The sequence below is a fragment of the Salmonella sp. SAL-020 genome (assembly GCF_017372215.1).
Lineage (GTDB): Bacteria > Pseudomonadota > Gammaproteobacteria > Enterobacterales > Enterobacteriaceae > Salmonella > Salmonella enterica.
On sequence record NZ_CP071690.1, the window covers coordinates 4,133,892 to 4,157,187 of the forward strand.

The window sequence follows — 23,296 nt, forward strand, 5'->3', positions numbered from 1 at the left end:
ATTTAGCACTGTGTCGGATAGCGTAATGGCTTACCCGACACAGCAATGTATCACACTGTTAGCCCGGCAAGCAAAATATCTGCCAGGCGTACCAGATTTACGCGTCGAACGGGTCGCGCAGAATCATCGTCTCAGTACGATCGGGGCCGGTAGAAATAATATCAATCGGCACGCCGGTCAGTTCTTCGATACGTTTGATGTAGTTCAGCGCCGCCTGCGGCAGGCCGCTACGATCTTTCACGCCGAAGGTGGATTCAGACCAGCCCGGCATGGTTTCGTAAATCGGCTCTACACCTTTCCAGTCGTCAGCTGCCAGCGGAGTGGTAGTCACTTCGCGACCATCCGGCATACGGTAAGCCACGCAGAGTTTCACCTCTTTCAGGCCATCCAGCACGTCCAGTTTGGTCAGGCAGAAGCCAGACAGGGAGTTCAGCTGTACCGCACGACGAACGGCAACGGTGTCCAGCCAGCCGGTACGACGACGACGGCCGGTAGTGGCGCCGTATTCGTTACCCTGCTTGCAGAGGAACTCGCCGGTTTCATCAAACAGTTCGGTCGGGAACGGACCTGCACCTACACGAGTGGAGTAAGCTTTGAGGATACCCAGAACGTAATCAACATAACGCGGGCCCAGGCCGGAACCGGTCGCCACGCCACCTGCTGTGGTGTTAGAAGAAGTTACGTACGGATAAGTACCGTGGTCGATATCCAGCAGGGTACCCTGCGCACCTTCAAACATGACGAAATCGCCACGCTGACGCGCCTGGTCGAGCAGGTCCGAAACGTCAACAACCATAGAAGTCAGGATGTCGGCAACAGCCATCGTATCATCCAGAACTTTCTGGTAATCAACCGCTTCAACTTTGTAGTAGTTAACCAACTGGAAGTTGTGATATTCCATCACTTCTTTCAGTTTTTCAGCGAAGGTTTCTTTGTCGAAAAGGTCACCAACACGCAGACCGCGACGTGCCACTTTATCTTCATAAGCAGGCCCGATTCCACGACCGGTGGTGCCGATCGCTTTCGCGCCACGCGCTTTCTCACGCGCGTTATCCAGCGCAACGTGATAATCAAGGATCAGCGGACAGGCTTCAGACAGCAGCAGACGCTCACGAACGGGGATGCCACGGTCTTCCAGTTCTTTCATCTCTTTCATCAGCGCGCTCGGAGACAGCACAACACCGTTACCGATGATGCTGGTTACATTCTCGCGAAGAATACCTGATGGAATAAGATGGAGAACGGTTTTTTCACCGTTGATTACGAGAGTATGGCCTGCGTTGTGACCGCCCTGGTAGCGTACAACATATTTAGCCCGTTCAGTCAGAAGATCGACGATCTTTCCTTTACCTTCGTCACCCCATTGGGTGCCCAGTACGACGACGTTGTTACCCATTTTTCAAAATCACCGTTTGCTTAAAAATGGATTCTACCATCGCTTTTTCAGATATACAGCACTTTTTGCACTCAATCTGCGGCAAATCCGACCACTTTTTGTTCAGCCAATCGTTTTCCTCAACATGTAGTAGACCACAACTCCCGCAACCACAAGTCCGCCGCCAAAACGTCGTAAAACATTTTCCGGCAGTTGCGCCAGTGCCGAAACCATTTTTTTCCATGCGCCGGGATACAGCATCGGTCCCAGCCCTTCGAGGACTAATACCAGAGCAAGCGCCAACCAGATTGTTGAATTCATTTATCGCCCTTATAAAAGAAAACCACCGGCATCCTTTGGATGCGGTGGTTTTGCTGGTCTAAAACCGCTGACGCTATTTTAGCGTGTCGTCGAACTCGGTGTCTTCATGTAGCGGAAGAAATCGCTGTCCGGGCTCAATACCATCACGTCCTGATTACCTTCGAAGCTCTTCTCGTAAGCGCGCAGACTACGAATGAACGCGTAGAAATCAGGGTCCTGACTGAACGCGTCGGCAAACAGCTTCGCGGCTTCAGCATCACCTTCACCACGCATGATTCGCCCCTGACGCTCGGCTTCCGCCAGAGTTTTCGTCACCTCATAGTCAGCAGCCGCACGCAGTTTTTCCGCTTCTTCCTGACCTTGTGAACGATGACGACGCGCGACCGCTTCACGCTCGGCGCGCATACGGTTGTAAATCGCCTCAGAAACCTCGGTCGGCAGGTTGATCTGCTTAATACGCACATCGACCACTTCGATACCCAACGCCGCCATACTGTTCGGGTTGATGACCGGTACTTTACCTTTGGTTTCCGCCGTGACGCGTTCCGCCGCTTCGGCAATCGCGTCATCCGCCGCCGGGGTCGCTACTTCATCATCGGTACCGGCTGAACCGGAGTTCAGCGCGTCGCGCACTTCCAGAGTCAGACGACCACGAGAATCGGTCACGATGTCTTTTACGTCCAGGCGACCAATCTCAGAACGCAAACGGTCCGAGAATTTACGTTTTAACAGCACTTCGGCTTGCGAAATATCGCCGCCGCCGGTCGCCAGATAGTAACGGCTAAAGTCGCTGATACGCCATTTGATGTAGGAGTCGACAATCAGGTCTTTCTTCTCTTTAGTCACAAAGCGATCGGCCTGGTTATCCATCGTCTGGATACGCGCATCAAGCATTTTCACTGATTCAATAAACGGGATCTTAAAGTGCAGACCCGGCGCGTAAACCAGCGGTTTGTTCTCATCGTCACGCAGAACTTTACCAAAACGCAGCGTAATGCCGCGCTCGCCCTCTTTGACCACAAAGACGGACATGTAGAGCACTACCAGCACGATGATGATAATCGCAATAACTGACTTACGCATCGTTATTCCCCCTGACGCTGGTAGTCGTTACGCTGCGCATTCGCGCGGCGTTGGTCCATAATATCGCCCTGATTTGAGGACGACGTGTTGCTTGCTCCGCTGGCGTTAGACTTTGTGGACGGCGGCAGGCGCAGCAGGTTGCTAGCGCTATTGTCGCTCTTTGCCGCCGGCGCATTCCCGCCTTTCAGCATCTGATCTAACGGCAGCACCATTAAATTACCGCTCTTGTCGTTAACCAGTACTTTACGGGTATGGCTCAGCACTTTTTCCATCGTTTCAATATACAGACGCTCGCGTGTAATCTGCGGCGCGGCTTTATATTCCGGCAAAATCTTCGCAAACCGGGCGACTTCACCCTGCGCTTCCAGGATAGTCTGGGTTTTATAGGCGCGTGCCTCTTCCAGAATACGCTGCGCCTGACCGTTGGCGCGCGGCTGAACTTCGTTGGTATACGCTTCCGCTTCACGAATGTACTGCTGCTCGTTTTCACGTGCGGCAATCGCGTCGTCAAAGGCGGCTTTCACCTCTTCCGGCGGGCGCGCAGCCTGGAAGTTCACGTCCAGCAGGGTAATCCCCATGTTGTACGGTTTGATAGTCTCTTCCAGCTCGCGTTGGGTATCGCTACGAATAACGGTACGACCTTCGGTCAGGATGCGATCCATCGTGTATTTACCAATGACGCCACGCAGCGCGCTGTCGGTGGCCTGACGCAGGCTATCGTCCGGGCTGGTCACGCTAAACAGATATTTCTGCGGATCGGTGACGCGGTATTGCACGTTCATTTCAACGCGCACGACGTTTTCATCAGACGTCAGCATCACGCCTGACGCCGCCAGTTCGCGCACCGCTTCGACGTTCACCGGCGTAACGTCGTCAATAAATGTCGGCTTCCAGTTCAGACCTGGCTCTACCAGATGGCTGAATTTACCAAAACGCGTCACAACGCCGCGCTCGGCTTCTTTAATGGTATAAAAACCGCTGGCCGCCCAGATAATGACTACTGCCGCCGCCGCGATGGCGACAATACGGCCTCCCAGTTGCGGACGCGGGCCTTGCGATGAGCTACCGCCGCCGGAACCGGTGCCTTTACCGCCCCCAAAACCACCGAGTTTTTTACTCAGCTTACGGAAGATATCATCCAGATCGGGAGGTCCCTGATCGCGGCCACCTTTGTTTCCATTTCCCCCAGAGTTGCTGCCAGGTTTGCTGCTTCCCCACGGGTCGCGGTCCTGTCCGTTATTACCGGGCTGATTCCACGCCATGTTTGTGCTCCATATTTGTTATGCGGTGATCCCCGTTGTCTTTCGACCTCAGAGGATAAGGCGAAATTACTCCATGCTTCAGACGAACCGCCGTTACAGACATCATCTTTCAGGCTGCGTCTTGAGTGGCGGCTTTTTTACCCCAGGTCACTTCGTTGTGAGCTCCTGAAATTCTCTCAGCTACCGCTTCAATACGACCTGAATGACTTCGCGTCTAGATCACGTATTCGATCAACGCCGGTTCTTGTTTACAGAGGCGACGCCAGTCGACAATCGGCATTCGTACCTGCAGACTGACGCTACCGTCTTCCTCCATCCACTCTTTTTCTATTGCCTGAAGCTGATAAAACCGGCTTCTCAGACGCCCTTCCTGCGGCGGCAAACGCAGCGTATGCTGCGCCACCTCGCCGGAAAGACGCTCCGTCAAAGCCTGAAAAAGCTGTGGTATCCCCACGCCGCTTTGCGCTGAAAGCCAAACGCGGATGGGTTTATTCTCTTCATCTCTGTCGATACGCGGTTCAAAGTCGTCCAGCATATCGATTTTGTTCATCACCATTAAGGTGGGGATTTCGTGAGCGTCAATCTCTTCAAGAACGGTGTTTACCGCCTCGATGTTTTCCTGCACACGAACATCCGCCGCATCGACCACATGCAGCAGCAGCGTCGCCTGACGCGTCTCCTGCAGGGTAGCTTTAAAGGCAGCCACCAGATCGTGCGGTAAATGGCGGATAAAGCCTACCGTATCCGCCAGAACGGTTTCACCGACATCCGCTACATCAATACGACGTAAGGTCGGGTCCAGCGTCGCAAATAGCTGATCTGCCGCATAGACCCGCGCTTCAGTGATCTGATTAAAAAGGGTGGATTTTCCGGCGTTGGTATAGCCCACCAGCGATACCGTCGGAACGTCGGCCTTGATGCGCGACTGCCGCCCCTGCTCACGTTGCTTCTCAACTTTCTCCAGGCGCGACTGAATCTGCACAATGCGATTACGCAGTAAACGACGGTCGGTTTCGAGCTGGGTTTCACCCGGACCGCGCAAACCAATCCCGCCTTTCTGACGTTCAAGGTGGGTCCAGCCACGCACCAGACGCGTAGCCAGATGGCGTAGCTGCGCCAGCTCAACCTGCAACTTACCTTCATGGGTTCGCGCACGTTGGGCAAAAATATCTAAGATAAGACCGGTGCGATCGATAACCCGGCACTCGCACAAACGCTCCAGGTTTCGCTCCTGGGCTGGACTCAATGCATGATCAAACAATACGACCGCTGCGCCAGTCGCTTTCACGGCTTCCGCAATTTCAACTGCCTTACCTTCACCTACAAAGTACTTCGGGTGCGGTGCTTTACGGCTACCGGTAATCACCTGCATTGCTTCGACACCGGCGGAAGAGACCAGAGATTCAAACTCCTGGAGGTCTTCCATATCTTTGTCTTGCGAAAAATAGATGTGTACCAGTACCGCCTGCTCACCGGCATCATAACGGTCAAACAAGCGTAAACCCTCTTAATAACCAGCGGGGGCGATTATCCGACGCCCCCGACATGGATAAACAGCGCGTGAACTTATTCAGTCTCTTCGCTGTCCTGTTGCGCAGTAGAACCCTGCGCGTTGCTACCGTGATGGTAGTTATTGCTGGCGCCGCCACCGGCATTGTTGCTGTGATGAGAAACCGGGCGAGACGGGACAACAGTAGAAATCGCGTGCTTATAAACCATCTGGCTGACCGTGTTCTTCAACAGGATCACGAACTGATCAAAGGACTCGATTTGACCTTGCAGCTTAATACCATTCACCAAATAAATAGAAACTGGAACACGTTCCCGACGCAATGCGTTCAGGAACGGATCTTGTAAAGATTGCCCCTTAGCCATTCTCTTTTCCTTATATGCTTATTTGTACTTTGAACCTTTCGATTCTGAAAAATTGCGCACGATACGTCTCAATTGTACACATTCAGTCTGCGATAGCACCAACAACCTGTAATACTTCTTTTCGCGCCCGATCGGGATTCTCACTGTCAAGCCAGCGCACCCCTTCCCAACCGCGCAACCAGGTCATCTGGCGCTTCGCCAACTGTCTCGTGGCGCAAACACCTCTATAAACCATTTCATCATATGAGATTTCGCCCTCAATGTATGACCACATCTGGCGGTATCCCACACAACGGATGGAAGGCAAGTCCGTATGCAAATCTCCTCGGGCAAAAAGCGCCCGGACTTCTGCTTCAAAACCTGAAGCCAACATCTGATGAAAACGCAGTTCAATGCGCTGATGGAGCAGTTCACGGCTCGCCGGGGCGATAGCGAACTGATGCACCTGGTACGGTAGCGCGTCTCCTGACGTTTGCGTTAGCTCCGTTAAAGTTTTACCCGAAATGAAAAAAACTTCCAGTGCCCGGGAAAGTCTTTGCGGATCATTTGGATGAATTCGCGCGGCGGCAACCGGATCTATCTCCTGAAGTTGCTGATGCAACGCCTCCCATCCAAGCTCCGCTGCTTGCTGCTCTATCCGGGATCTGACTTCCGGATCTGCTGAAGGCAGCGGCGATAACCCTTCCAGCAATGCCTTAAAATACAGCATGGTACCGCCCACTAACAGCGGGATACGCCCCGCAGAGGTGATCTCCGCCATTTGCGCTAACGCGTCGCGGCGAAAATCCGCCGCCGAATACGCCTGCGACGGGTCGCGTATATCCAGCAGTCGATGCGGCGCCGCTTTCAGCTCATCGGCATTCGGCTTAGCCGTGCCAATATCCATTCCCCGATAAATGAGGGCGGAATCAACGCTTATCAACTCTACTGGCAAAACTTTACGCAGTTCTATCGCCAGCGCCGTTTTGCCGGAGGCCGTCGGCCCCATCAAAAATATCGCCTTAGGCAGGCTCGCTTTGCTTACATCATTCATGCTTCAGGGCGTTCATCGCCGAATGTAAATCAACAGGTTGTAACAGGCCACCCGGCGGCGCTTTTACCAGCTGCGGACATAGCCGCTCAACATCCGCCAGCAGCGATATGGCCTGCGCCATCGACCACTGCGGATGTTCGCTCTGCACATTACGCGCTATCCATTGTGCAATATTGACCGTTGCAAATGTGGTCTGTTGCGCCAGGTAGCCTATCAGTTCAGGAATCAAGATTTGTAAATTTTGTTGTCGTAAGGGTAAAGGCACTGCCCGAATGGTCACATGCTGCGCATCTGACTGAAATTCAATACCCAATTCTCCCAACAAAGATTGGGCTTTTTGCAGCGCGGCTTTTTCATCGGCGCTCACTTTTAAACGCAGCGGAATCAGCAACGGCTGCGCGCAAACCGGACTTTGACCCGGTGTAAGCTGCGCCTGACGCAGCCAACGCTCCGCAACCGGCAGCGACAAGAGCTGGATAGTCCCCGCGTGTTCCAGCAACGCACAGTCACCGCCGACTATCGTCAGTACGCGACCAAAACTCTGGCTATGTCCGTCAAGCGCAGGCGCAACCGGCTCCGGCGCGGGGCTCGTCGCCGGCGTCTGTAAAAGCGCGCGATAAACCTCGCCCTGCTGCTTCTGATAACCTGGCTGAGCGTGCGGCCAACCACCCGCGGACTGACGCCCGCCGTTGCCGCCCGATGCGCCGCCGGAATAACGCGGTGTCGCGGGCTCGCGCGCCGCAGTTGGCTCGGCGGGTACAGCAAAATGGTTGCGCCCGGCGGCGATACGGTTTTCCGGGACATGCCGCGGCGCTGGCGCAATCTCCTCCAGCGGCAGCGTCGTTTCCGTCTGCTGTTGCAGGACGCTCAGCACCCCTTGATAGATGAAGTCGTGCACCAGCCGGGATTGATGAAAACGCACTTCGTGCTTGGCGGGATGAACATTGACATCCACCTGATGCGGGTCAATCTCCAGATACAACACAAACGCAGGCTGTTGGTCCGCGCCCAGCTTATCTTCACAGGCCTGGCGAATGGCATGGTTGATCAAGCGGTCGCGCATCATGCGGCCATTCACATAGCAGTACTGGATCTCCGTTAACGCCGTGGTGGTGTGATTCGGATCGGCGACCCAGCCGCGCAGGGTCAGATCGCCATGCTGCCACTCGATCGCCAGTGCCTGTTCGAGAAACGGCGTGCCGCAGATGGCGCCTAACCGGCGCTCTTTTTGCCCGTCCTTTGCGACAGCGCGATACTGCCGTACCAATTTGCCGTTGTGCGACAGGTTAAGCGTGACGTCAAAACGGGCCAATGCAATACGACGGATGATCTCATCGATATGATTAAATTCCGTTTTTTCGGTACGCATGAATTTGCGCCGGGCGGGCGTATTGTAAAAGAGATCCAGAACTTCCAGGGTGGTGCCGACCGGGTGCGCGGCGGGTTTTACCGTCACGTCCATGTCACGCCCTTCCGCATACGCCTGCCAGGCTTCCGCCTGCTCCGCCGTGCGCGACGTTAGCGTCAAACGCGAGACCGAACTGATACTCGCCAGCGCTTCGCCGCGAAATCCCAGACTGATAATCGCTTCCAGATCGTCAAGCGAGGCGATTTTACTGGTGGCATGACGGGCCAGCGCCAGCGCCAGCTCCTCTTTTTTAATGCCGCAGCCATTGTCGCGAATACGAATAAGCTTCGCGCCGCCACGCTCAATGTCGATATCAACGCGGGTGGCGCCTGCATCCAGACTATTCTCTACCAGCTCTTTAACAACCGACGCAGGGCGTTCCACCACTTCGCCAGCGGCGATTTGGTTCGCAAGCTGCGGCGGCAGAACCTGAATCGGCATGAAATCTCCTTAATTCGCGGCGGTTATGGTGCCAGGCTGGTTGGTACTGGCCGTCTGGCCTGGGCCGCCCTGCGGCGCAGACTGGATCGGATGCGCTGCAAAGTACTTACGCAACCCTCGGTATATAGCGTCAGCAATCTGCTGCTGATAGCGGTCGCTCGCCAGCAATCGCTCTTCGCCGTGATTACTGATAAAGCCCGTCTCCACCAAAATGGACGGGATATCCGGCGAACGCAGCACGCCCAGGCTCGCGTGTTCCGGGCGACGTTTATGCAGCGACCCCACGCCGTCCAGTTGGCTTAGTACGTTCGTCGCCACATCATACCCTACCCGCTGCGAATGACCGAATTGCAAATCCAGTACCGCCTGGCTCAGGTAAGGGTCTGACTGACTGTTCGCCAGCACATCGCCAGCGCCGCCTAACAGTTCGGATTGCTTCTCATGCTGCTCAAGCCAGTTTGCCATTTCGCTGTTCGCGCGACGATTGGACAATACCCAGACGGAGGCGCCGGTGGCGTCGCGATTTGGCGCGGCATCCGCATGAATAGAGACAAGGAAGTTGGCGTTTTGCTTACGCGCCACGTCAGACCGCCCCATCACCGAAATAAAATAGTCGCCGTCACGCGTCAGCACGCCTTTAAACATCGGATCGTTATTCAGCAATGTGCGTAACTTACGCGCGATGGCGATGGTGACATTTTTCTCGCGCGTACCGCCCGGGCCTATCGCGCCGGGGTCCTGGCCTCCATGTCCGGCATCAATAGCAATCACCACTTTATCGCCAGCGCCTGCCGACGCGCGCGCCGCAGGCCGCGTAACGGTATTGCTGCTGGTTACGCCGGTCAGGCGATCATCAGAAGATTTAAACGGATTACGGGCCGGCTCCGTCGGGCGAGGCGCGCTTTCAACCCGTTTCGCGACGACAGGCGGCGGTGGCGGCGGAACATCGGCATTAATGGTGAAAATGACCGTATAGTTGCCGCCGTTTTGCCGCTTCACCGCCTCGGTTTTACCATTTTCCGTCAGATCGACAAGCAACCGTAAAGATTGCGCATCTTTCGGCGTTCCAGCACGGATCGTTTTTACCAGATTGTTACCGCTAAACTGAAGCGGCAGCCCCTGAATCACGCCGGTCTGCCTGATATCCAGCGCCACGGTCCGTTTACCGTCCTGTGAGTAAGCATATTCCGGCTCGCCGATAAAACTCAGCGTAATGCGCGCCTGCTGCTCGCCGTTGGACACCTGAATATCAGAGAGACTGGCGGCGCCCGCCTGCGCGCACAGCAGGATTAAGACTGCTATTACGGCATTTTTGATGCGATAAATCATCCCGCCACCTTTATAGCTAATCGGCTAAACGCGCCAGTAACGAATGACCCGATGAGGATACCGCGCTTACGCGAGCCTCACGCCCCTGCGCCTGGTAATCAATATGGATTTCGACGTCCGGGTCGGGGAGAACGCCTTTACCTTGTTGCGGCCACTCCACCAGACAAATGGCGTCGTTGGCGAAATAATCGCGAATGCCCATAAACTCCAGCTCCTCCGGGTCCGCAAGACGGTATAAGTCGAAGTGATATACCATCATGTTATCAAGCGCATAAGGCTCTACCAGCGTATAGGTGGGGCTTTTTACATTACCGTTATGGCCTAACGCCTGTAAAAATCCCCGGCTAAACGTCGTTTTACCGGCACCTAAATCGCCATACAGATAAATAACGGTCGCGCCATCACAGGCGTTGGCTACCCGTTGCCCCAGGTCTAGCGTCGCCTGTTCGTCAGGTAGCGGAATTACTCGATTCATCATGGTTTACGTCAATCACATCAGGGTTAACAATACGCCGCAGCGTAGTAAAAAGATCGGTCGCCAACATGCCGCGAGCGCCATAACGCGCTGCCAGTAAGTCCGCCGCCGCGCCGTGAGCCACACATCCCACACATGCCGCATCATACGGGGTAAACTTCTGTCCGAGCAATGCGCCGATGATGCCGGACAGGACATCGCCCATCCCGCCGCTCGCCATCCCCGCATTACCAGCGTCAATGATAGCCAGAGGGTGGTGTTCAGCGGCAATAATCGTTCCTGCGCCTTTTAACACGACCACGCCTCCATACCGTTTTACCAGACGCTGTGCTGAAAGTAAGCGATCACTTTCAATTTCTGCCACAGAACATCCTAACAGGCGGGCTGCCTCTCCCGGATGCGGCGTAATCACGCGATTGTGACGTTTATCAGGATTGATTGCCAGTAGGTTCAACGCATCCGCATCCCACAGCATAGGTTTACGGACGTTTTCTACTTTCTGTAAGGCTTTTTTGCCCCATTCCTGCTGCCCAAGCCCCGGGCCGATCACCACAACGTCAGCCCAGGTCAGGCTCTCTTCCAGCGACTGAGGCGTGAGTTCATGTACCATCAGTTCCGGGCGGGCTGTCAGCAACGGCGCGATGTTTTCACCGCGAGTCAGTACTCTGACCAACCCAGCCCCCGTACGCAGCGCCGCCTCGCCAGCCATCCGAATTGCGCCCGCTGTTCCCTGGTCGCCGCCGATGATCGCCAGACGACCATGATCGCCCTTATGCGAGGTCGGTCGACGCGGCGTTAACCATTGCCCCAACTGCGTCGCGTCAAAACGCCGGAGCGGCGGCGTCTGGCTCGCCAGCCAGCCTTCCAGCCCCAACGCGTCATAATGCAATATGCCGGTAACGTCACGCGCTTTGCCGGTCAGCAGGCCTGGTTTCAGGGCGATAAACGTGACCGTATGCGCGGCGCTTATCACCGCGCCAGGCGTGGCGCCCGTTTGCGCCAGCAGACCTGACGGGATATCGACGGCGACAACCGGCGCAGGATGAGCGTTCGCCTGTTCAATCAGACCGGCTACCGGGTCGCGCGGCGCCTGGGCTATGCCGGTGCCAAGCAGCGCGTCGATAATCAGATCCGTCGCTTCCGGCCAGATAATATCGGCAGCATGGATAATGCCGCCAGCATTCAGCCAGGCATCGCGCGCCTGCGCCGCTTCTTCAGGCAACGGTTTGTCGCTCTCCTGCGCCAGCAACGTTACGCTAATGCCCGCCGCTTGCGCTAGTCGCGCCACGACGTAACCATCGCCGCCGTTGTTGCCATGACCACACAACACCAGCCAGTGTCGGGTGTCAGGATAACTGTCACGGGCTACCCGAAATGCCGCGTCGCCAGCGCGCAGCATCAATTCATAGAGTGTGAGTCCGAAGGCATCCGCCGCATCGCGTTCCAGCCGTTTGATGTCATCGGCGAGCCAAATGGAGTGTGGTATACTTACAGGGTTTTTCTTCATGTTATGGTCCATCATGTCAAAGCCCCTCGATCTCAATCAGTTAGCGCAAAATATTAAGCAGTGGGGGCTGGAGCTGGGCTTTCAGCAGGTCGGTATTACTGATACCGATCTGCGCGCATCCGAACCTGCGCTGCAGGCGTGGCTGGACAAACAATACCACGGCGAGATGGCATGGATGGCGCGCCACGGTATGATGCGCGCCCGGCCTCATGAACTCTTACCCGGTACGCTACGTGTCATCAGCGTGCGCATGAACTATCTGCCCGCCAACGCCGCGTTTGCCAGTACGTTGAAGGATCCCACGCTGGGCTACGTTAGCCGATATGCGCTGGGGCGTGATTATCACAAGCTGTTACGCAGCCGTCTTAAAAAACTGGGCGAGCAGATCCAGCAGTACTGCGGTTCGCTGAATTTTAGACCGTTTGTCGACTCTGCGCCTATTCTTGAACGCCCATTAGCGGAAAAAGCCGGACTTGGCTGGACGGGTAAGCACTCACTTATCCTTAATCGGGAGGCGGGCTCATTCTTTTTCCTGGGGGAATTGCTGATTGATTTACCGCTGCCGGTCGACCAGCCGGTCGAGGAAGGTTGCGGCAAATGCGTCGCCTGTATGACCATTTGCCCGACCGGGGCGATTGTCGAACCGTATACGGTGGACGCGCGGCGCTGTATTTCTTATCTCACCATTGAGCTGGAAGGCGCTATTCCGGAAGCATTTCGCCCACTGATAGGCAACCGTATTTACGGCTGCGATGACTGCCAGCTTATCTGTCCGTGGAATCGTTACTCTCAGTTGACCGACGAAGCAGATTTTAGCCCACGCAAGGCGCTGCATAACCCAGATTTGGTTGAGTTGTTTAGCTGGAGCGAAGCGCAGTTTCTGAAAGTCACTGAAGGTACTGCGATTCGGCGCATTGGTCATTTACGCTGGCTGCGCAATGTTGCCGTCGCGCTGGGGAATGCGCCGTGGAGTAATGCCGTCATTACGGCGCTGGAAAGCCGCAAGGGTGAACATCCACTTCTTGATGAGCATATCGAATGGGCGATTGCGCAACAAATTGAAAAGCGGAACGCCTGCATCATTGAAGTGCAGCTACCGAAAAAACAGCGTCTGGTCAGGGTGATTGAAAAAGGGCTGGTGCGCGATGCCTGAATTATTCACAGGCTGTGTATAAAAATAAAAACACATTGCGATTCAAGAGGGAAAAAAGGAACAGACAATAACGCTAACGTTTTGAAATCTTATTTTTTCTATATTTTTCAGTAAATTATAAAAATTCTACGCGTCAGGTATAATTTTTTACATTCCAGGAGTAATGGGCCGCCCTGTGGATAAGTCTGTTTACAAGGATCTGACGAAAGCGGAACAAAACGTGCCCCAACGCGATATTCGTTGTGGACAATTTTACTGTAGATAAGAATTGGAGCGGGAAACGAGACTCGAACTCGCGACCCCGACCTTGGCAAGGTCGTGCTCTACCAACTGAGCTATTCCCGCATAATCTTCGTCTTTCGAACCGCTACTGCGTTGGCTGCCTTCACTCGCCTCAGTCACTTACTTCAGTAAGCTCCTGAGAACTCATTCAGTTGCCGCCTTGTCGCAATTCGAAATCCTGCGATTGGTGGTCTGTGCTTAACAAGCACTTTCAAATTTTGGAGCGGGAAACGAGACTCGAACTCGCGACCCCGACCTTGGCAAGGTCGTGCTCTACCAACTGAGCTATTCCCGCATAATCTTCGTCTTTCGAACCGCTACTGCGTTGGCTGCCTTCACTCGCCTGAGTCACTTACTTCAGTAAGCTCCTGAGGACTCATTCAGTTGCCGCCTTGTCGCAACTCGAAATCCTGCGATTGGTGGTCTGTACTTAACAAGTACTTTCAAATTTTGGAGCGGGAAACGAGACTCGAACTCGCGACCCCGACCTTGGCAAGGTCGTGCTCTACCAACTGAGCTATTCCCGCAAATTTGTTGCTGTCGTAATTCGCATTTCTGCGTCGTTACGGGAGGCGCATTATACGAGAAATCCATTTAGCTGCAAGCCCCTGAACGCATTTTTTCGCGATTTTTGTTTGAATGCTGATTAAATCACCAAACAAGACAAAAAACGAGCAAAGCGTGCGCTATGCAACAAAAAACTTTTCACGCCACGCCTAAAGGCACAGAATCAGAATAGCACCCTGCGCCAAAAAAAGAATAGCACGGTGACCACAACATCCAATTGATATCAGGGATCAAGATGAAAAAAAACTTATTGTCATGCTGTTAGCCAGCCTCTCCGTTCACGCCGCTTCCGTTTCCGCCAGAACATTACATTTTGGCACCTCCGCCACCTATGCGCCCTATGAGTTTGTCGATGCCGATAATAAAATTGTTGGTTTCGATATTGATGTCGCCAACGCGGTCTGCAAAGAGATGCAAGCGGAGTGCTCATTCACTAACCAGAGCTTTGATAGTCTGATCCCCAGCCTACGCTTCAAAAAGTTTGATGCGGTGATCGCCGGTATGGATATGACGCCCAAACGTGAGCAGCAGGTCTCCTTTAGCCAACCCTATTACGAAGGTCTATCGGCGGTAGTCGTCACGCGTAAAGGGGCTTATCACACTTTTGCCGATCTGAAAGGCAAAAAAGTCGGTCTGGAAAACGGTACAACGCATCAGCGCTATTTGCAGGATAAACAACAAGCCATCACGCCTGTCGCCTATGACAGCTATCTAAACGCTTTTACCGATCTGAAAAATAACCGTCTTGAGGGCGTGTTTGGCGATGTCGCCGCGATTGGTAAGTGGCTAAAAAACAATCCGGATTACGCCATCATGGATGAACGCGCCAGCGATCCTGACTACTACGGAAAAGGGTTAGGCATTGCGGTACGCAAAGGCAACGACGCGCTATTGCAAGAAATTAATGCCGCGCTCGACAAGGTGAAAGCGTCGCCGGAATATGCGCAGATGCAGGAGAAATGGTTTACGCAGTAATTCAGTGGCGGGAGAGCTGCCGGATGAGACGCTCTGGCGTTGCCATCCGGCATGTTACGCCTCACAGCTTAATGAAATGCTCGCGGTAGTAAGCCAGCTCCGCCACCGACTCGCGAATATCATCCATCGCTTGGTGCGTGCCCTGCTTGGTAAAGCCGGCCAGAATCTCCGGCTTCCAGCGGCGCGCCAGTTCCTTGAGCGTACTGACATCCAGATAGCGATAGTGGAAGTAGGCCTCCAGTTCCGGCATATATTTAAACAGAAAACGACGATCCTGACCGATGCTGTTACCGCAAATCGGCGACTTACCCGCAGGCACCCACGTTTTCAGAAATTCAATCGTCGCCAGTTCAGCGTCTCGTTCGCCCATCGTACTTGCCTTAACGCGATCTACCAGGCCGCTGCCGGTATGGGTGCGCACGTTCCAGTCATCCATTAACGCCAGTTGCGCATCGGATTGATGTACCGCAATCGTCGGCCCTTCCGCCAGAATATTCAGGCTGGCATCCGTTACCAGCGTGGCTATCTCAATAATGCGATCGCGCTCGGGGTCCAGACCTGTCATCTCCAGATCGATCCAAATCAGGTTGTTTTCATCGGCACTCATGCTATTTTCCACCCTTCAGAGGTCACATTCACTGTGACTATATTCATCTACAATTGCGTGTATCATAGATGTTTTGCCCACTATGGGCGACCAGGAGCCAGTACGATTGAGCAAAAATAAACTCTCCAAAGGCCAGCAGCGCCGTGTGAACGCCAATCACCAGCGTCGTTTAAAAACGTCCGCGGAGAAAGCCGACTACGATGACAACCTGTTTGGCGAGCCTGCAGAAGGTATCGTCATTAGCCGTCTTGGTATGCATGCCGATGTGGAGTCTGCTGACGGCGAGGTTCACCGTTGCAATATCCGCCGCACTATCCGTTCGCTGGTGACGGGCGATCGCGTCGTCTGGCGTCCGGGCAAAGCCGCCGCAGAGGGCGTCAACGTAAAAGGCATCGTTGAAGCGGTGCATGAGCGCACCTCGGTATTGACGCGCCCGGACTTCTACGACGGCGTGAAGCCTATTGCCGCCAACATTGACCAAATCGTTATCGTCTCCGCGATTTTGCCGGAGCTGTCGCTGAATATCATCGATCGCTATCTGGTCGGCTGTGAAACCCTACAGGTTGAGCCGCTTATCGTACTCAATAAAATTGATCTGCTGGACGACGAAGGTATGGACTTCGTTAATGAGCAGATGGATATCTACCGCAATATCGGCTATCGCGTGCTGATGGTCTCCAGCCATACGCAGGATGGTCTGAAACCGCTGGAAGAAGCGTTAACCGGTCGCATCAGTATTTTTGCCGGGCAGTCCGGCGTCGGAAAATCCAGTCTGCTAAACGCTCTGCTCGGCTTACAGAACGAGATTCTGACGAACGATGTGTCGAATGTCTCCGGTCTGGGTCAACATACCACTACCGCTGCTCGTCTGTATCATTTCCCGCATGGCGGCGATGTCATTGATTCCCCCGGCGTGCGCGAGTTCGGCTTATGGCATCTGGAGCCGGAACAAATCACCCAGGGCTTTGTCGAATTTCATGACTATTTGGGACATTGTAAATACCGGGACTGCAAGCATGACGCCGATCCAGGCTGCGCCATTCGCGAGGCGGTAGAGAACGGCGCTATTGCGGAAACCCGTTTCGAAAATTATCACCGAATTCTTGAAAGTATGGCGCAGGTAAAAACGCGTAAAAACTTTTCTGATACGGACGACTGACAGATACGCTAGGCGTCGTTAGAATCGTCCCCTTTTTTCAGGATACCGGTATAACTGCCGGTTCAGGAACAACAATGGCCTGGAGGCTACCTTGTTAAACTCATTTAAACTTTCGCTACAATACATTCTGCCGAAACTATGGCTCACTCGCCTGGCGGGCTGGGGCGCAAGCAAACGAGCAGGATGGCTGACAAAACTGGTTATCGATCTCTTCGTAAAGTATTACAAAGTCGATATGACCGAGGCGCAAAAACCGGATACCGCCAGCTATCGTACGTTCAATGATTTCTTTGTTCGTCCGCTGCGTGATGACGTGCGTCCGCTCAATACCGATCCTAACATCCTGGTTATGCCTGCCGACGGCGTGATAAGCCAGTTGGGTCGTATCGAAGAAGATAAAATTTTGCAGGCCAAAGGCCATAATTACAGCCTTGAAGCGTTGCTGGCGGGTAACTACCTGATGGCGGATAAGTTCCGCAACGGCACGTTTGTGACCACTTACCTCTCCCCTCGCGACTACCATCGCGTGCATATGCCATGCAACGGCATCCTGCGCGAAATGATCTACGTACCGGGCGATCTGTTCTCCGTTAACCATCTGACCGCGCAAAACGTCCCCAACCTGTTTGCCCGCAACGAGCGCGTTATCTGTCTGTTTGATACCGAGTTCGGCCCTATGGCGCAGATTCTGGTCGGCGCAACTATTGTCGGCAGTATCGAAACCGTCTGGGCGGGGACCATTACCCCGCCGCGCGAAGGCATCATCAAGCGCTGGACCTGGCCAGAAGGCGAACATGAAGGGTCTGTCGCCTTGTTGAAAGGCCAGGAGATGGGGCGCTTTAAACTGGGTTCCACGGTTATCAACTTATTTGCGCCGGGGAAAGTGAATCTGATCGCGTCGCTGGCAAGCCTGTCCGTTACCAAAATTGGCCAACCGCTGGCGACGTCGACCGAAACATTCGTCGCGCCGGAGGTAGAACCTGCTCCGCTGCCGGCAGAAGAAATTAAAGCCGAACACGACGCCAGCCCGCTGGTTGACAATAAAAAAGACGACACCTAATCAAGAGAGAATGCTGACGTGCGCCTGATTATCGCTTTTCTGATGGCCTGGTGCCTCAGCACGGGGGCGTTTGCCGCAACGGCCCCCGACGCCAAACAAATCACGCAGGAACTGGAGCAGGCAAAAGCGGCGAAGCCCGCTCAGCCGGAAGCCGTTGAGGCGCTCCAGACTGCGTTAAACGCGCTTGAAGAGCGAAAAGGCTCGCTTGAGCGCGCGAAACAATATCAACACGTTATTGATAATTTCCCTAAGCTATCCGCCACCTTGCGCGCCCAGTTGAATAATCTGCGCGATGAACCTCGCAGCGTACCGCCAGAGATGTCCACCGAAGCGTTAAATCAGGAGATCTTGCAGGTTAGCAGCCAGCTACTGGATAAAACCCGCGAGGCGCAACAGGAGCAGGAGCGCGTCAGGGAGATCGCCGACTCGCTCAGCCAGCTTCCCCAACAGCAAAACGACGCCCGCCGCCAGCTTAATGAGATTGAGCGACGACTCGGCGCCGCAGGCGGAAGTGCCGCGCTTAGCCAGGCGCAAAGTCTCAGTATGCAGGCGGAGTCCGCCAAACTAAAAGCGTTAGTCGACGAACTGGAGTTGGCGCAACTGTCCGCCAACAACCGGCAGGAACTGGCTCGTCTGCGTTCCGAGCTGGCGGAAAAACAGAGTCAGCAATTGGATGCGTATCTTCAGGCGCTGCGCAATCAGCTCAACAGCCTGCGTCAACGTGAAGCGGAACGCGCGCTGGAAAGCACTGAGCTGCTGGCGGAAAACAGCGCCGGTTTGCCGGAAGGTATCGTCGAACAATTTAAAGTCAACCGCGAGCTGTCACAGGCGCTTAATCAACAAGCGCAGCGGATGGATCTGGTCGCCTCGCAGCAGCGACAGGCCACCAGCCAAACGTTACAGGTGCGTCAGGCGCTCAATACGCTGCGGGAGCAGTCGCAATGGCTTGGCGTGTCCAACATGCTTGGCGAAGCGCTGCGCGCGCAGGTCGCCCGTCTGCCAGAGATGCCTAAACCGCAGCAGCTTGATACGGAAATGGCGCAGCTACGCGTTCACCGTATGCGCTATGAAGAATTACTCAATAAACAGCCGCAGCTACGGCAAATACGTCAGGCCAATGGACAGCCGCTGACCGCCGAGCAAAACCAGATTCTTGACGCCCAGCTTCGCACTCAGCGCGAGCTGCTCAACTCTTTGTTACAGGGCGGCGATACGCTGATCCTGGAGCTGACCAAACTGAAAGTCTCCAACAGCCAACTGGAGGATGCGCTTAAAGAGGTTAATGAAGCGACCCACCGTTATCTGTTCTGGACCGCTGACGTTAGCCCGCTATCGCTCTCCTGGCCTGTTGATTTGGTTCAGGATTTACGCCGGCTTATCTCATTAGATACGTTTAATCAGTTAGGTAAAGCCAGCATCATGATGCTGACCAGCAAAGAGACGCTACTGCCGTTATTCGGCGCGCTGGCGCTGGTCGGGTTTAGCCTCTATTCACGTCAACACTTCAACCGGTTCCTTGAGCGCTCGGCCTCGCGCGTCGGGAAAGTCACCCAGGATCACTTCTCGCTGACGCTGCGAACGGTGTTCTGGTCGATTCTGGTCGCCTCGCCGCTGCCGGTCTTGTGGGCGACGCTCGGCTATGGTCTACAGGAAGCCTGGCCGTATCCGCTGGCCGTCGCCATCGGTGATGGCGTGACGGCGACAGTACCGCTGTTGTGGGTAGTCATGATTTGCGCCGCTTTTGCCCGTCCTAATGGTCTGTTTGTGGCGCATTTCGGCTGGCCGCGAAACCGGGTAGCGAAAGCGATGCGCTACTACCTGATGAGCATTGGGCTGATCGTGCCGCTCATCATGGCAGTGATCATGTTTGATAATCTTAACGATCGGGAGTTTTCCGGCTCGTTGGGCCGCCTTTGCTTCATCCTGATATGCGGCGCGCTGGCGCTGGTCACGCTGAGTCTGAAAAAAGCGGGCATCCCGCTCTATCTTGATAAAGAAGGCAACGGCGACAACATGGTCAACAGCCTGCTGTGGAATATGCTGATGGGCGCGCCGCTTATCGCGATTCTGGCGGCGGCGGTGGGTTATCTGGCCACGGCGCAGGCGCTACTGGCGAGACTGGAAACCTCGGTCGCCATCTGGTTCCTGTTGCTGGTCATCTATCACGTCATTCGCCGCTGGATGCTGATCCAACGACGCCGACTGGCTTTTGACCGCGCCAAACATCGTCGGGCGGAAATGCTGGCGCAGCGCGCGCGCGGCGAAGAAGAACCGGCGCACTCCTCCAGCCTGGAAGGCGCGGTCGACATCGATGAAAGTGAAATCGATCTTGACGCTATTAGCGCTCAGTCGCTGCGTCTGGTCCGCTCAATTCTGATGCTTATCGCCCTGCTATCGGTAATTGTACTGTGGTCGGAAATCCACTCGGCATTCGGCTTCCTGGAGAATATTTCGCTGTGGGATGTCACCTCTACGGTGCAAGGCGTGGAAAGCCTGGAGCCGATTACTCTGGGGGCGGTGCTCATTGCGATTCTGGTCTTTATCATCACCACGCAGTTGGTGCGTAATCTGCCTGCGCTGCTGGAACTGGCGTTATTACAGCATCTCGATTTAACGCCTGGTACCGGTTACGCCATCACGACCATCACCAAATATCTGTTAATGCTGATTGGCGGGCTGGTCGGTTTCTCGATGATCGGCATTGAGTGGTCGAAGCTACAATGGCTGGTGGCCGCGCTCGGCGTTGGGCTTGGTTTTGGCCTGCAAGAAATTTTCGCTAACTTTATCTCCGGCCTGATTATTTTGTTTGAAAAGCCGATTCGTATCGGCGATACGGTGACCATTCGCGATCTCACCGGCAGCGTGACCAAAATCAATACCCGCGCCACCACTATCAGTGACTGGGATCGTAAAGAGATTATCGTGCCGAATAAAGCCTTTATCACCGAACAGTTTATCAACTGGTCGCTGTCTGACTCCGTTACGCGCGTGGTGTTAACCATCCCGGCGCCAGCGGATGCCAATAGCGAAGAGGTGACGCAAATTCTGCTGACGGCGGCGCAGCGCTGTTCTTTGGTGCTTGATAACCCGCCGCCTGAAATCTTTCTGGTGGATCTCCAGCAGGGTATTCAGATTTTCGAACTGCGTATCTATGCCGCGGAAATGGGACACCGTATGCCATTACGCCATGAGATCCACCAATTGATTCTGGCGGGCTTCCGCGAGCACGGTATTGATATGCCGTTCCCGCCGTTCCAGATGCGTCTGGAGAGCCTCGGCGGTAAACAAACGGGGAGAACGTTAACGTCAGCGGGTAAAACCAGCCGCCCGGCGGGGAGTTTGTAAACGCAATGGCGCCGGATGACGCTAAAAGACTCGATGACATAGGCTTATCAGGTCTTTTAGCATAGATCACACACAAAACTGATAGCGCAGGAAGAATTGCCAGGACCAGTAAGCAAATATCACCAACGCGACACAGTACAAAAACCAACTACGTATTTTCTTATACACAGTAACGTAAAAAAACGGGAAAAACAGGGGCAGCGTCATCATCGCGCCAAAACCTCTGGAATCATCATTTTCGACAGTTCTCATCACATCACAAATGTTGTTTATCCCACTCTCGCCAATCATCCACTCTTTATCCAGGACTGAAAATACAGCGATGAGTGGGATAGCCAGTAAAAGCCAGATAGCGCACAATGCAAACATTTTCGGACTCATTATAAATATCCTTTTCATAAAGCCGATGAGCTAACGCTATCCGGACAAAGATTACTCCGCCGCCCACTCCGGATCAGCGCTCATGCGGCTGCTGTAATTCTGATAAATCGCCATCGCCAGCAGCGAGAAGAAGATCGGCCCACCGATCATCCACAAGGCGCTGTCCCAATCCCCAGCTTCAATCACCGGCTGGATGATGGTAAAGACGTTGGCAAACGTCACCACCAGCACCACAACACCCGTCGCGACCAGGGTAGAGGCTTTGGTTTTAAAGAGAACAAATGGCCGCTCCAGATCCTGACGCGCTTTAAAGAAGGGAAATGCCAGCGCAAGGAACAGGTATGGCAAGGTCATTGAGACGTTCGCCATCAGCGTGAGTTTGTTATAAAACGCCGATGCGGTGTCACCGCCAAAAGAGACCAGCAAAATAAACAGACTCACCAGCACGCACTGTAGCCACATAGCGGTCGCCGGCATACCGTTAGCGTTCAGTGTCGTCATCGGCGCGGGCCACAACGCTTTTGGCGTCCCCTGAATAATGGCTTTCAGCGGTGAATAGCTCAACGTAAAAAACGCGCCGGTATAAGCCAGAAACATAGAAAGGCCGGTGATACGCGCAAACCAGACGCCCACCGTCATCGCTGCGTCCGGAGAAAGGTTTAACGCGTTACCTAATGTCGTGCCTAAACTCGACATCAAAATGTAGGTAATATTCCCTAAGTTAACGGCGCTATTACTTAATATCTGTTGCCAGTTAGTGCTGACGCCCCATAAAAAGATCGCCAAAGAATAACCAATTGAAATCACAATAGCCGCGAAAACAATACCTTTCGCAAAATTCTTTTCCGGTTTCTCGGTTTTATCCACCAGTCCGCCGACAGCCTCAATACCGCCGTACGCAAAAATAGCAAATACCACAAATGACAACATTGCCAGGCCGGAGTGATAACCCGGATTCGGTGACGAGGTAAAATTAATTTCTTGTGCAAAATGCCCACCATTTAATAACAAAATAGCGACACTCACTAACAATAAAACTAAATTAAGACACATTACGGCAATACCTCCGACCGCCGTAATTCGCGCAATTTTATTGATCCCTCTGGCGGCGACACACGTCACCAGAATCATCCAGCCGACGGCGAGCAGCCCGACAACCTGCGTAGGCTCAAGCCCTGCAATACGCCAGTGCTGCGTCATATCGGCGCCAAAAACAAAAGTAGAAAACGGTACCCAAATTTTTGCCGCCGTACTTACCATCCATATGACATACGATGAAAACCACATAAACGTGCCAATAAACGCGTAACGTGGCCCCACGCTATTATTCATCCACGAATAGATCCCGCCCTCTTCTTTGCGATAAGCGGAACCCATTTCAGCCATCATTAAGGCGAATGGAATAAAAAACAGCAAGGCAGAAAATATATACCACGGGATTGCGCTATACCCCATTAAATAAAACGCCGACGGGCTATTCGCAAAACCAAAAACAGAAGTAAAAATCATCAGGATAAGCCCAATAAGGCTCATCTTTTTTATCGTGTGGGTCATTCAACCATCCCTTACGCTCGAGCGCGTTTGCCAGACGCCGCTCACCGATTGACGCCGCCTTCTTTTTTACGAAGGTCAGCGATAAAAAAATCAACACAGGATTG

General features: G+C 54.0%; 19 protein-coding genes and 3 tRNA genes. 5 read left to right on the forward strand and 17 right to left on the reverse strand.

Annotated features, from left to right (window positions below; all coding sequences use genetic code 11):
• Positions 1–97: 97 nt before the first annotated feature.
• The 11 genes from purA to nnr form a co-directional block, all read right to left on the reverse strand.
• On the reverse strand, positions 98–1,396 hold the full coding sequence (gene purA, locus J1G48_RS20110) for an adenylosuccinate synthase (RefSeq protein ID WP_000527976.1): 1,299 nt from the start codon (positions 1,394–1,396) through the stop codon (positions 98–100).
• Between the two features lie 102 nt (positions 1,397–1,498).
• Positions 1,499–1,696, reverse strand: a complete 198-nt coding sequence (locus tag J1G48_RS20115) for a DUF2065 family protein (RefSeq protein WP_001089290.1) — start codon at positions 1,694–1,696, stop codon at positions 1,499–1,501.
• 78 nt (positions 1,697–1,774) lie between these two features.
• On the reverse strand, positions 1,775–2,779 hold the full coding sequence (gene hflC, locus J1G48_RS20120; RefSeq protein ID WP_001232417.1) for a protease modulator HflC: 1,005 nt from the start codon (positions 2,777–2,779) through the stop codon (positions 1,775–1,777).
• A 2-nt stretch (positions 2,780–2,781) separates the two neighbouring features.
• Entirely contained in the window at positions 2,782–4,041 is a 1,260-nt protein-coding gene (gene hflK, locus J1G48_RS20125) for an FtsH protease activity modulator HflK (RefSeq protein ID WP_000312505.1), read from the reverse strand.
• A 214-nt stretch (positions 4,042–4,255) separates the two neighbouring features.
• Positions 4,256–5,536: a ribosome rescue GTPase HflX gene (hflX, locus tag J1G48_RS20130; protein ID WP_000460338.1), complete on the reverse strand. Its 1,281-nt coding sequence runs from the start codon at positions 5,534–5,536 to the stop codon at positions 4,256–4,258.
• 71 nt (positions 5,537–5,607) lie between these two features.
• Positions 5,608–5,916: an RNA chaperone Hfq gene (hfq, locus tag J1G48_RS20135; RefSeq protein WP_001051875.1), complete on the reverse strand. Its 309-nt coding sequence runs from the start codon at positions 5,914–5,916 to the stop codon at positions 5,608–5,610.
• 82 nt (positions 5,917–5,998) lie between these two features.
• Positions 5,999–6,949, reverse strand: a complete 951-nt coding sequence (gene miaA, locus J1G48_RS20140) for a tRNA (adenosine(37)-N6)-dimethylallyltransferase MiaA (protein ID WP_001000736.1) — start codon at positions 6,947–6,949, stop codon at positions 5,999–6,001.
• A complete protein-coding gene (gene mutL / locus J1G48_RS20145; protein ID WP_001122550.1) occupies positions 6,942–8,798 on the reverse strand; it encodes a DNA mismatch repair endonuclease MutL in 1,857 nt (618 codons plus the stop codon). Before mutL ends, miaA begins: the two co-directional genes overlap by 8 nt.
• A 9-nt stretch (positions 8,799–8,807) precedes the next feature.
• Positions 8,808–10,127: an N-acetylmuramoyl-L-alanine amidase AmiB gene (amiB, locus tag J1G48_RS20150; RefSeq protein ID WP_000640374.1), complete on the reverse strand. Its 1,320-nt coding sequence runs from the start codon at positions 10,125–10,127 to the stop codon at positions 8,808–8,810.
• 16 nt (positions 10,128–10,143) lie between these two features.
• Positions 10,144–10,605 carry a tRNA (adenosine(37)-N6)-threonylcarbamoyltransferase complex ATPase subunit type 1 TsaE gene (gene tsaE, locus J1G48_RS20155; RefSeq protein WP_000981984.1) on the reverse strand — a complete coding sequence of 154 codons (462 nt, stop codon included), beginning with the start codon at positions 10,603–10,605 and terminating at the stop codon, positions 10,144–10,146.
• Complete coding sequence (gene nnr, locus J1G48_RS20160) at positions 10,577–12,124, reverse strand: bifunctional ADP-dependent NAD(P)H-hydrate dehydratase/NAD(P)H-hydrate epimerase (protein ID WP_000968664.1); 1,548 nt, start codon at positions 12,122–12,124, stop codon at positions 10,577–10,579. The genes tsaE and nnr overlap by 29 nt, the downstream gene beginning before the upstream one ends.
• Here nnr and queG point away from each other — a divergent pair.
• The gene (queG, locus tag J1G48_RS20165; protein WP_001676220.1) at positions 12,123–13,262 is read left to right on the forward strand and encodes a tRNA epoxyqueuosine(34) reductase QueG; all 1,140 of its coding nucleotides are present in this window, start codon (positions 12,123–12,125) and stop codon (positions 13,260–13,262) included. The two genes, nnr and queG, sit on opposite strands and share 2 nt — an antisense overlap.
• A gap of 269 nt (positions 13,263–13,531) precedes the next feature.
• On the opposite strand, the gene J1G48_RS20170 is transcribed toward queG, so the two are convergent.
• From J1G48_RS20170 to J1G48_RS20180, 3 genes are all read right to left on the reverse strand, one after another.
• A tRNA-Gly gene (locus J1G48_RS20170) sits at positions 13,532–13,607 on the reverse strand.
• 156 nt (positions 13,608–13,763) lie between these two features.
• Positions 13,764–13,839: transfer RNA gene (locus tag J1G48_RS20175), tRNA-Gly, on the reverse strand.
• Positions 13,840–13,995: 156 nt separating this feature from the next.
• Positions 13,996–14,071: transfer RNA gene (locus J1G48_RS20180), tRNA-Gly, on the reverse strand.
• 295 nt (positions 14,072–14,366) lie between these two features.
• On the opposite strand from J1G48_RS20180, the gene J1G48_RS20185 reads away from it, so the two are divergent.
• Positions 14,367–15,086: an arginine ABC transporter substrate-binding protein gene (locus J1G48_RS20185; RefSeq protein ID WP_000922811.1), complete on the forward strand. Its 720-nt coding sequence runs from the start codon at positions 14,367–14,369 to the stop codon at positions 15,084–15,086.
• 61 nt (positions 15,087–15,147) lie between these two features.
• Here the strand turns inward: J1G48_RS20185 and orn are convergent, their stop codons facing one another.
• Positions 15,148–15,693 (reverse strand): oligoribonuclease, encoded by a 546-nt coding sequence (gene orn, locus J1G48_RS20190; protein ID WP_001271546.1) that lies wholly within the window; start codon positions 15,691–15,693, stop codon positions 15,148–15,150.
• Positions 15,694–15,799: 106 nt separating this feature from the next.
• Between orn and rsgA the strand changes: the two genes are divergently transcribed.
• The 3 genes from rsgA to mscM all read left to right on the forward strand — a co-directional run bounded on the left by rsgA (position 15,800) and on the right by mscM (position 21,257).
• On the forward strand, positions 15,800–16,852 hold the full coding sequence (gene rsgA / locus J1G48_RS20195; RefSeq protein ID WP_000041953.1) for a small ribosomal subunit biogenesis GTPase RsgA: 1,053 nt from the start codon (positions 15,800–15,802) through the stop codon (positions 16,850–16,852).
• Positions 16,853–16,943: 91 nt separating this feature from the next.
• Positions 16,944–17,912, forward strand: a complete 969-nt coding sequence (gene asd, locus J1G48_RS20200) for an archaetidylserine decarboxylase (RefSeq protein WP_000934949.1) — start codon at positions 16,944–16,946, stop codon at positions 17,910–17,912.
• Positions 17,913–17,930: 18 nt separating this feature from the next.
• Positions 17,931–21,257 (forward strand): miniconductance mechanosensitive channel MscM, encoded by a 3,327-nt coding sequence (gene mscM, locus J1G48_RS20205; protein WP_001236755.1) that lies wholly within the window; start codon positions 17,931–17,933, stop codon positions 21,255–21,257.
• A gap of 66 nt (positions 21,258–21,323) precedes the next feature.
• Here the strand turns inward: mscM and J1G48_RS20210 are convergent, their stop codons facing one another.
• Positions 21,324–21,638: a YjeO family protein gene (locus J1G48_RS20210; protein WP_000074661.1), complete on the reverse strand. Its 315-nt coding sequence runs from the start codon at positions 21,636–21,638 to the stop codon at positions 21,324–21,326.
• Positions 21,639–21,689: 51 nt separating this feature from the next.
• On the reverse strand, positions 21,690–23,192 hold the full coding sequence (gene yjeM, locus J1G48_RS20215) for a glutamate/gamma-aminobutyrate family transporter YjeM (protein ID WP_000149872.1): 1,503 nt from the start codon (positions 23,190–23,192) through the stop codon (positions 21,690–21,692).
• Positions 23,193–23,296: the final 104 nt, after the last annotated feature.

What these genes read in the sequence shown, in the direction of transcription:
- purA (WP_000527976.1), bottom strand. Translation starts at nt 1,396, where the DNA reads ATGGGTAACAACGTCGTCGTACTGGGCACCCAATGGGGTGACGAAGGT.
- J1G48_RS20115 (WP_001089290.1), bottom strand. Translation starts at nt 1,696, where the DNA reads ATGAATTCAACAATCTGGTTGGCGCTTGCTCTGGTATTAGTCCTCGAA.
- hflC (WP_001232417.1), bottom strand. Translation starts at nt 2,779, where the DNA reads ATGCGTAAGTCAGTTATTGCGATTATCATCATCGTGCTGGTAGTGCTC.
- hflK (WP_000312505.1), bottom strand. Translation starts at nt 4,041, where the DNA reads ATGGCGTGGAATCAGCCCGGTAATAACGGACAGGACCGCGACCCGTGG.
- hfq (WP_001051875.1), bottom strand. Translation starts at nt 5,916, where the DNA reads ATGGCTAAGGGGCAATCTTTACAAGATCCGTTCCTGAACGCATTGCGT.
- miaA (WP_001000736.1), bottom strand. Translation starts at nt 6,949, where the DNA reads ATGAATGATGTAAGCAAAGCGAGCCTGCCTAAGGCGATATTTTTGATG.
- mutL (WP_001122550.1), bottom strand. Translation starts at nt 8,798, where the DNA reads ATGCCGATTCAGGTTCTGCCGCCGCAGCTTGCGAACCAAATCGCCGCT.
- amiB (WP_000640374.1), bottom strand. Translation starts at nt 10,127, where the DNA reads ATGATTTATCGCATCAAAAATGCCGTAATAGCAGTCTTAATCCTGCTG.
- tsaE (WP_000981984.1), bottom strand. Translation starts at nt 10,605, where the DNA reads ATGATGAATCGAGTAATTCCGCTACCTGACGAACAGGCGACGCTAGAC.
- queG (WP_001676220.1), top strand. Translation starts at nt 12,123, where the DNA reads ATGTCAAAGCCCCTCGATCTCAATCAGTTAGCGCAAAATATTAAGCAG.
- nnr (WP_000968664.1), bottom strand. Translation starts at nt 12,124, where the DNA reads ATGATGGACCATAACATGAAGAAAAACCCTGTAAGTATACCACACTCC.
- J1G48_RS20185 (WP_000922811.1), top strand. Translation starts at nt 14,367, where the DNA reads ATGCTGTTAGCCAGCCTCTCCGTTCACGCCGCTTCCGTTTCCGCCAGA.
- orn (WP_001271546.1), bottom strand. Translation starts at nt 15,693, where the DNA reads ATGAGTGCCGATGAAAACAACCTGATTTGGATCGATCTGGAGATGACA.
- J1G48_RS20210 (WP_000074661.1), bottom strand. Translation starts at nt 21,638, where the DNA reads ATGAGTCCGAAAATGTTTGCATTGTGCGCTATCTGGCTTTTACTGGCT.
- yjeM (WP_000149872.1), bottom strand. Translation starts at nt 23,192, where the DNA reads ATGACCCACACGATAAAAAAGATGAGCCTTATTGGGCTTATCCTGATG.